The following is a 6,983-nucleotide window of genomic DNA, read 5'->3' as shown; positions in this document are numbered from 1 at the left end:
CGTCTCGGATGCGCTCGCGCATCAGAGACCAAAAGGCCCCAGAACCCAAAAAATCCCCTGCCCGTAGGAGGGCAGGGGATTTCATTTGGGTGAGTAACGGGGCTTGAACCCGCGGCCTCCTAGACCACAACCAGGCGCTCTACCAGCTGAGCTATACCCACCATGTGTCGTTTCCGACGATGCTGTCGACTGCCGAGGCGATCGCAACGAGAAGACTCTACTACAGCCGGGGGGCCCATTCGTCCACGACGGCCTTCGAGATCGCCTGGACGTCCTCGGTGGTGGGACCCGGGTCGGCGACGAATCCGGCACGGCGGTAGTACTCGAGTTCGCGGATGGATTCGAGGATGTCGGCCAGGGCCCGGTGTCCGCCGTGTTTCTGCGGAGCGTTGAAGTACACGCGGGGGAACCAGCGGCGGGCCAGCTCCTTGATCGAGGACACGTCGACGCTGCGGTAGTGCAGGTGGCCGTCGACGCGCGGCATGTACTTGGCGAGGAAGGCGCGGTCCGTGCCGATGGTGTTGCCGGCGAGGGGCGCGTGCTGCTCGGTGGGCACGTACTTCAGGATGTACTCGAGCACCTCGAACTCGGCCTCGGCGAGGCTGACGCCGTCCGGGATCTCGTCGATGAGGCCGGACGAGCGGTGCATCTCGGTGACGAACTCGCCCATGTTGTCGAGGGCGGACTGGTCCGGCTTGATGACGATGGCGAAGCCGGGGTGCACGGGCTTCAGGTCGAAGTCGGTCACGACCACGGCCACCTCGACCAGTTCGTCGACCGAGAGGTCGAGCCCGGTCATCTCGCAGTCGATCCAGACCAGTCGGTCGTTGCTCGTAGCCATTCCGCGAGTCTAGTCCGGTGCCCTTCCGGCACCGCGCCTCCTGCACGGGACCAGGGCAGGAGGCGCGGTGCGGTCCGGTCAGATCGCCTCGCCGGCTCCGATGGCCTCGGCTTCGACACGAGCCGGTTCGGGGCCGTCGTCGACGCGGCGCAGGGCCCCGCGGGCGGCGACCACGACGACGAAGGCGACGGCGACGCTCGCGGCGGCGAACACGTAGGCGGCACTCGGATCGATGGTGTCGGCGAGCAGCGTCGCGACGGGCGGGGCCACGGCGCCGCCGAGGAAGCGCACGCCCGAGTAGGCGCTGGACGCCACCGAGCGGGGCAGGTCGGTCGCCTCCATGACGGACTCGGTCAGCACCGTGTTGAGCACGCCGAGCACCAGGCCGCCGACCACCACGCAGACCACGAGGGCGGCCGGCGTCCGGACGACGACCGCGGCGGCGACGAGGTCGAGCGCGAGCAGGGGGAGTGCGATGCGCAGCACGGTCGTCCGACGCAGGCGTGCGGTCAGCAGCGGGGCGACCCAGACCGAGGTGATCGCGAGGCCGACGCCCCAGCCGAAGAAGGTGAACCCGATGCCGAGAGCCCCGAAGCCCAGCGGATACGGCGTGTACGCGAGCAGGACGAAGAATCCGATGTTGTAGAAGAGGGCGGTCGCCGCGAGGGCGCCGAGGGCCGGGCGACCCAGGGCGCGGAACGGGGCCGACAGCGTCGTGGGCGTGGGTTTCTCCATGGCGTCGCCCTCGAGGAACAGCACGATCGCGATGAAGGCGATCGCCATCAGGGTGGTGACGCCGAAGAACGGGCCGCGCCAGCTGACCGAGCCGAGCAGGCCGCCGATCAGGGGGCCGATGGCGATGCCGAGTCCGAGGGCCGCCTCGTAGAGGATGATCGCCGAGGCCGTGCCGCCGGATGCCGCGCCCACGATCGTCGCGAGGGCGGTCGAGATGAACAGGGCGTTGCCGAGCCCCCAGCCGGCACGGAAGCCGATGATCGACCAGACGTCGCCACTGGTGGCGGCGAGCAGGGCGAAGAGCACGATCAGGGCGAGCCCGATCAGCAGGGTGCGCTTGGCGCCGAGTCGACTCGACACCCAGCTGGTGAAGAACATCGCCACGCCCGTGACGGCGAGGTAGCTCGTGAAGAGCAGTTCGGTCTGGGTCGGGCTGGCCTTCAGCGACTCGGCGATGGCGGGGAGGATCGGGTCGACGAGCCCGATGCCCATGAAGGCGACGACGCAGGCGAAGGCGATGGCCCACACGGCGGTCGGCTGCTTCAGGATGCTCGGCCCGGCACCGTGCGCGGCGCCGGACGAGGAAGAAGGGCTCGAGGCAGAGGCGCTCACGCGAACACCGCCTCGGCGTCGGAGTGGACGTCGGCGTGGCCGGCGGCGCGATGGCCGACCCGTGACGCCAGGAGGCGGGTGGCGTGCTCGAGCACGGCCCACTCGTCGTCGTCCAGGTCGGCGAAGAGGCCGCCGAGCGAGTCGGCGAGTTGCCCCCGCCACTCGACGAGCGCCGCCGTGCCCTTGTCGGTGATGGCGATGAGCCACGCCCGGGAGTCGTCGGTGTCGGCGATGCGCTTGACGAGCTCGTCCTCGGCGAGGCCCCGGAGGAGCTTGGTCATGGTGGGCTGCGACACGCGGCTGGCCCGGGCGAGGTCTCCGACGCGGAGCTCGCCGTCGGTCGTCAGGATCGAGAGCGTGCGCCACACGGCGGGTGAGGTGGTGCGGCCGGTCTCCTGCGCGGCGATGCGCGTCAGGCGATGGGTCGACGTCAGGAGGGACTCCAAGATGTCTGTCGGCTGGGGAGTCATCCCTCAAGTGTATAGCCAAGCTATATAGCTTGGCTATGCGGTTTCGCCGAACGAAGCTGGGCGCCGACTCCGTGCCTCCTGGTAGACCTGTGGACATGACAGACAGCAAGCCCACCGTGGCCGAGGGTTCCGAGTACGTCGTCTTCTTCGACGGCGGTCCGAGCGACGGCTCCACCGACACCCGCATCAGCACCGACGGCTCGTACGACGAGCAGATCACCGATTTCGTGTTGGTCGACGGCATGGAGACCGGCATCGTCTACACCGCCACCGAGGCCAAGATGGTCGGCGAACAACTGCAGGTCCACTACTCGCTCGACGCGAAGGACAGCGACCCCGTCGTCGACCCGGAAGACCGAAACGACGACCGCGACAACTGACGTCGGCGGCCTCGGCCGCACCGACTCACCAGACCGCAGGAGGCGCGGGGGAAGATTCCCCCGCGCCTCCTCGTTGTCCCCGGCATGATGCTCGAGCTCTACACGTCGGCCTTCTGCGGTCCCTGCCACGCGGCCAGGGCGGTCGTCGCCGAGGCGAAAGGCCTCGTGCCCTCGCTCGTCGTCGACGAGGCCGACGTCGCCGCCCGGCCCGCCGACGCCGAACGGCGCGACGTCCGCAGCACGCCCACCATCGTGGTCACGCGGGACGACGGCGAGGTGGTCTTCCGCTCACCGGGCGTGCCGACGTTGGACCGCCTGCTCGGGGCCCTGTCCCTCGCGATCTGATCGCGGGACCCCCGTCATGGGAGGCTCATAGGATCTCCGCGGCGTCGCCATCGACTGATGCGAGGCCGCTGATGGCGTGGCGACCGATCGTGGTCCCATGCCTGACACCGACATCCTGCGTCTCGACATCGTGGTGCCCGTCTTCGACGAGGCTGCCACCCTCGAGGCCAGCATCACGAGCCTCCATGACCATCTGACCCGCCACGTCACCGAGACCTGGCGCATCACCGTGGCCGACAACGCCAGCACCGACGGCACGCCGGCCCTCGCCGACGACCTCGCCCGACGCCTGCGGTGCGTGACCGCCGTCCACCTCGCCGAGAAGGGCCGAGGCCGTGCCCTCAAGCAGGTCTGGGCGGCCTCGCCCGCCGACGTGCTGGTCTACCTCGACGAAGACCTCTCCACCGACCTCTCTGCGCTCGGCCCGCTCGTCGCACCGTTGCTCTCCGGCCACTCCGACCTCGCGATCGGCACCCGGCTGAGCCGGTCGTCGCGGGTCGTGCGCGGCGGCACGCGGGAATTCGTCTCGCGCAGCTACAACTTCCTGCTGCGTCGCACGATGGGGGTCGGGTTCAGCGACGCCCAGTGCGGCTTCAAGGCGATCCGGCGCGAGGCCGCCGAGCGACTGCTGCCCCTCGTCGAGGACACCGGGTGGTTCTTCGACACCGAACTGCTGATCCTCGCCGAGCGCTCGGGCCTGCGCATCCACGAGGTGCCGGTCGACTGGGTCGACGACCCCGACAGCTCGGTCGACATCGTCTCCACGGCCGCCGCCGACCTCAAGGGGATGCTGCGCGTGGGCACGGGCATCGCCCGGGGCGCGATCCCGGTCCAGGCGGTGTACGACGCGATCGGGAGGCGTCCGTTCGAGCCGCCCGCGCCTCCGACGTTCTTCTCGCAGGTCGTGCGGTTCGGCGTCGTCGGGGTCGCCTCGACCGCCGCGTACGCGCTGCTCTACCTCGGCGCGCAGCAGGTGATGCCGGCCCAGGCGGCGAATTCCGTGTCGTTGCTCGTCACGGCCGTGGTCAACACGGCCGCCAACCGGCGGTTCACGTTCGGGGTGCGGGGGGCGTCGGGCGTGGCGCGACACCAACTGCAAGGGCTGATGGTCTTCGTCCTCGCCTGGGCGCTGACCTCGGGGTCGCTCGTCGTGCTGCACGCCGCGGCTCCCGCGGCCGACGCGCAGGCCGAGCTGCTGGTCTTGACGGCCGCGAACCTCGTCGCGACCGTCCTGCGCTTCGTGCTCCTGCGCGCCTGGGTGTTCCGGTCGGAGGCGACGCACGTGACGCCGGGACCGGCCGACGAGCGGGTCGGTGTCGCCGACCCCGTGTCCGACCTCGCCACCCGCGTCGCCGCCGTGGCCGGCGACGACGACGTCACGGTGGTCGGTCGATGAGCGCCGGGACGACGCCGGTGCCGCTGACCGATCGACGCTCGCCGTCCGGGTCGGCCGGCCCGCGCCTCCGTCCGCTCGCTCGTCGCCTGGTGCGCGGGCGTGAGGACGCGGCACGGTGGGAGCGACCGGCGTTCCTCGCGCTGCTGGTCGCCACGGGGGCTCTCTACCTGGTGAACCTGTCGGCGAACGGCTGGGCGAACTCGTTCTACTCGGCCGCGGTGCAGGCCGGTTCGCAGAACTGGGAGGCGTTCCTCTACGGCTCGTCCGACGCCGCGAACTCGATCACGGTCGACAAGCCGCCCGCGAGCCTGTGGGTCATGGCGTTGTCGGTCCGGGTGTTCGGACTGTCGTCGTTCAGCATCCTGCTGCCCGAGGCACTGATGGGCGTCGCGACCGTCGGACTCGTCTGGGCCACGGTGCGGCGGCACTTCTCGGGCGTCGCCGCGTTCGTCGCCGGTGGAGTCCTCGCGCTGACCCCGGTCGCCGCGTTGATGTTCCGCTTCAACAACCCCGACGCGCTGCTCGTGCTGCTGCTGACCCTCGCCACGTACCTGACGCTGCGCGGCGTCGAGACGGGCCGCGTCCGTTGGGTCGTCTGGGCGGGCGTGGCGATCGGCTTCGGCTTCCTGACCAAACAACTGCAGGCGTTCGTCATCCTGCCCGTACTGGCCGGGGTGTACCTCGTCGCGGCGCCCGTCCTGCTGCGCAAGCGGCTGCTGCACCTGCTGGCCGCGCTCGGTGCGGTCGTGGTGTCGGCCGGCTGGTGGGTCGCCCTCGTCGAGCTGGTGCCCGCGGGCATGCGGCCGTACGTCGGCGGCTCGCAGACCAACTCGTTCCTCGAGTTGACCTTCGGCTACAACGGCCTCGGACGGCTCACGGGTGACGAGACCGGCAGCGTGACGGGCGGGGGCGGCGGCACCGGTGCCGCCACGACAGGCATGTGGGGCGAGACCGGCATCACCCGGCTCTTCACGGGCGAGTTCGGGGGCCAGATCACCTGGTTGCTTCCCGCCGCCCTCGTGATCGGCGTCTCGGCACTCGTGTTGCTCGGCTGGCGACACCGGACCTCGGCCCGTCGGGCGACCCTGCTGCTGTTCGGGGGCTGGACGGTGCTGACCGCCCTCGTCTTCAGCTTCATGTCGGGCATCTTCCACGCGTACTACACGGTGGCGCTCGCCCCGGCCATCGCGGTCACCCTCGGGGCTGCGGCCGACGTGTTGTGGCGACGACGGGCCCGGTCGTGGGTGCGGATCGTGCTGGCGGCGTCGGCTCTGCTCACGGGCGTCTGGGCCTGGGTGCTGCTCGGACGGGCGGAGTCCTGGCAGCCGTGGCTCCGGTACGTCGTCGTCGCGCTCGCCGTCGTGGGCGCCGTGCTCGTGCTGCTGCCGCGACGGGGCCGGGCGCTCACGGCGGCGACCCTCGCCGTGCTGCTCACGGGCGGCCTGCTGGCTCCGGCGGCCTACTCGGTCGAGACCGTGTCGACGGCCCACACCGGTTCGATCGTCACGGCCGGGCCGACCGTGTCGGGTGGCACGGGCGGGTTCGGCGGTGGTGGCGCGGGCGGCGCCGGCGCCGGCGGCTTCGGCGGTCGCGGCGGGGCCGTTGGTGGCGGGCCCGGTGGCGCGGCTGGCGGAACGCCCCCGCAGCTGCCGGGCGGCACCGGCGGGGGAGCGGGCACCGGCACCGGCACCGGCACCGGGGCCGGAACCGCAGGAGGCGCGGGTACGGCCACGCGCGGACTCCCCGGTGGCGGGGGCGGAGCCGGCTCGCTGCTCGGCTCGGGCTCGGTCAGCGACGAGCTCGCTGCCGTGGTCGGCGCGGACGCGGACCGGTACACCTGGGTCGCCGCGGCCGTCGGGTCGAACAGCGCGGCGGGCTACCAGCTCGCGACGGGCGACCCGGTCATGGCGGTCGGGGGGTTCAACGGCAGCGACCCGTCACCGACCCTCGCGCAGTTCGAGCAGTACGTCGCCGACGGGCAGATCCACTGGTTCGTCGGAGGTACCGTCGGGCAGTCGAACGGCGGCAGCTCCTCCTCGAGCGAGATCGCGGCCTGGGTCGAGGCGAACTTCTCCTCGACCGAGGTCGACGGGGTCACGCTGTACGACCTGACCAGCTGACCGACCGGACGTCGCCACCGGTCCGCCCGGCCGCCCCGCACCTCCGGGGCGCGCGAGACACCGCGTTTCGTGCACCGCACCGCG

7 protein-coding genes and 1 tRNA gene are annotated in these 6,983 nt (G+C 71.3%); 4 read left to right on the top strand and 4 right to left on the bottom strand.

The annotated features are described in order from the left end of the window. Positions 1 to 88: 88 nt before the first annotated feature. The 4 genes from ASL10_RS12585 to ASL10_RS12570 all read right to left on the bottom strand — a co-directional run bounded on the left by ASL10_RS12585 (position 89) and on the right by ASL10_RS12570 (position 2,658). Positions 89 to 161 (bottom strand) — tRNA-His (locus tag ASL10_RS12585). 59 nt (positions 162 to 220) lie between these two features. Continuing rightward, entirely contained in the window at positions 221 to 841 is a 621-nt protein-coding gene (gene orn, locus ASL10_RS12580; RefSeq protein ID WP_056048454.1) for an oligoribonuclease, read from the bottom strand. A 78-nt stretch (positions 842 to 919) separates the two neighbouring features. After that, a complete protein-coding gene (locus ASL10_RS12575) occupies positions 920 to 2,188 on the bottom strand; it encodes an MFS transporter (RefSeq protein WP_056048452.1) in 1,269 nt (422 codons plus the stop codon). Next, entirely contained in the window at positions 2,185 to 2,658 is a 474-nt protein-coding gene (locus ASL10_RS12570) for a MarR family winged helix-turn-helix transcriptional regulator (RefSeq protein ID WP_056048448.1), read from the bottom strand. Before ASL10_RS12570 ends, ASL10_RS12575 begins: the two co-directional genes overlap by 4 nt. A 95-nt stretch (positions 2,659 to 2,753) precedes the next feature. Between ASL10_RS12570 and ASL10_RS12565 the strand changes: the two genes are divergently transcribed. The 4 genes from ASL10_RS12565 to ASL10_RS12550 all read left to right on the top strand — a co-directional run bounded on the left by ASL10_RS12565 (position 2,754) and on the right by ASL10_RS12550 (position 6,899). Beyond that, positions 2,754 to 3,038 (top strand): oligoribonuclease, encoded by a 285-nt coding sequence (locus ASL10_RS12565; RefSeq protein ID WP_157485491.1) that lies wholly within the window; start codon positions 2,754 to 2,756, stop codon positions 3,036 to 3,038. 84 nt (positions 3,039 to 3,122) lie between these two features. Next, positions 3,123 to 3,383, top strand: a complete 261-nt coding sequence (locus tag ASL10_RS12560) for a thioredoxin family protein (RefSeq protein WP_056048442.1) — start codon at positions 3,123 to 3,125, stop codon at positions 3,381 to 3,383. 97 nt (positions 3,384 to 3,480) lie between these two features. After that, positions 3,481 to 4,779 carry a bifunctional glycosyltransferase family 2/GtrA family protein gene (locus ASL10_RS12555; protein ID WP_056048439.1) on the top strand — a complete coding sequence of 433 codons (1,299 nt, stop codon included), beginning with the start codon at positions 3,481 to 3,483 and terminating at the stop codon, positions 4,777 to 4,779. Next, positions 4,776 to 6,899 (top strand): glycosyltransferase family 39 protein, encoded by a 2,124-nt coding sequence (locus ASL10_RS12550; protein WP_056048437.1) that lies wholly within the window; start codon positions 4,776 to 4,778, stop codon positions 6,897 to 6,899. Before ASL10_RS12555 ends, ASL10_RS12550 begins: the two co-directional genes overlap by 4 nt. The last annotated feature ends 84 nt before the right edge of the window (positions 6,900 to 6,983 follow it).

Source organism: Frigoribacterium sp. Leaf8 (assembly GCF_001421165.1).
GTDB lineage: Bacteria > Actinomycetota > Actinomycetes > Actinomycetales > Microbacteriaceae > Frigoribacterium.
The sequence above is the reverse complement of the archived record's forward strand: the minus strand, read 5'-3'. Positions and strand labels throughout refer to the sequence as shown.

Excerpts from the sequence above, each read along its gene's own strand:
- orn (WP_056048454.1), bottom strand. The coding sequence starts at position 841 with ATGGCTACGAGCAACGACCGACTGGTCTGGATCGACTGCGAGATGACC.
- ASL10_RS12570 (WP_056048448.1), bottom strand. The coding sequence starts at position 2,658 with ATGACTCCCCAGCCGACAGACATCTTGGAGTCCCTCCTGACGTCGACC.
- ASL10_RS12565 (WP_157485491.1), top strand. The coding sequence starts at position 2,754 with ATGACAGACAGCAAGCCCACCGTGGCCGAGGGTTCCGAGTACGTCGTC.
- ASL10_RS12560 (WP_056048442.1), top strand. The coding sequence starts at position 3,123 with ATGATGCTCGAGCTCTACACGTCGGCCTTCTGCGGTCCCTGCCACGCG.
- ASL10_RS12555 (WP_056048439.1), top strand. The coding sequence starts at position 3,481 with ATGCCTGACACCGACATCCTGCGTCTCGACATCGTGGTGCCCGTCTTC.
- ASL10_RS12550 (WP_056048437.1), top strand. The coding sequence starts at position 4,776 with ATGAGCGCCGGGACGACGCCGGTGCCGCTGACCGATCGACGCTCGCCG.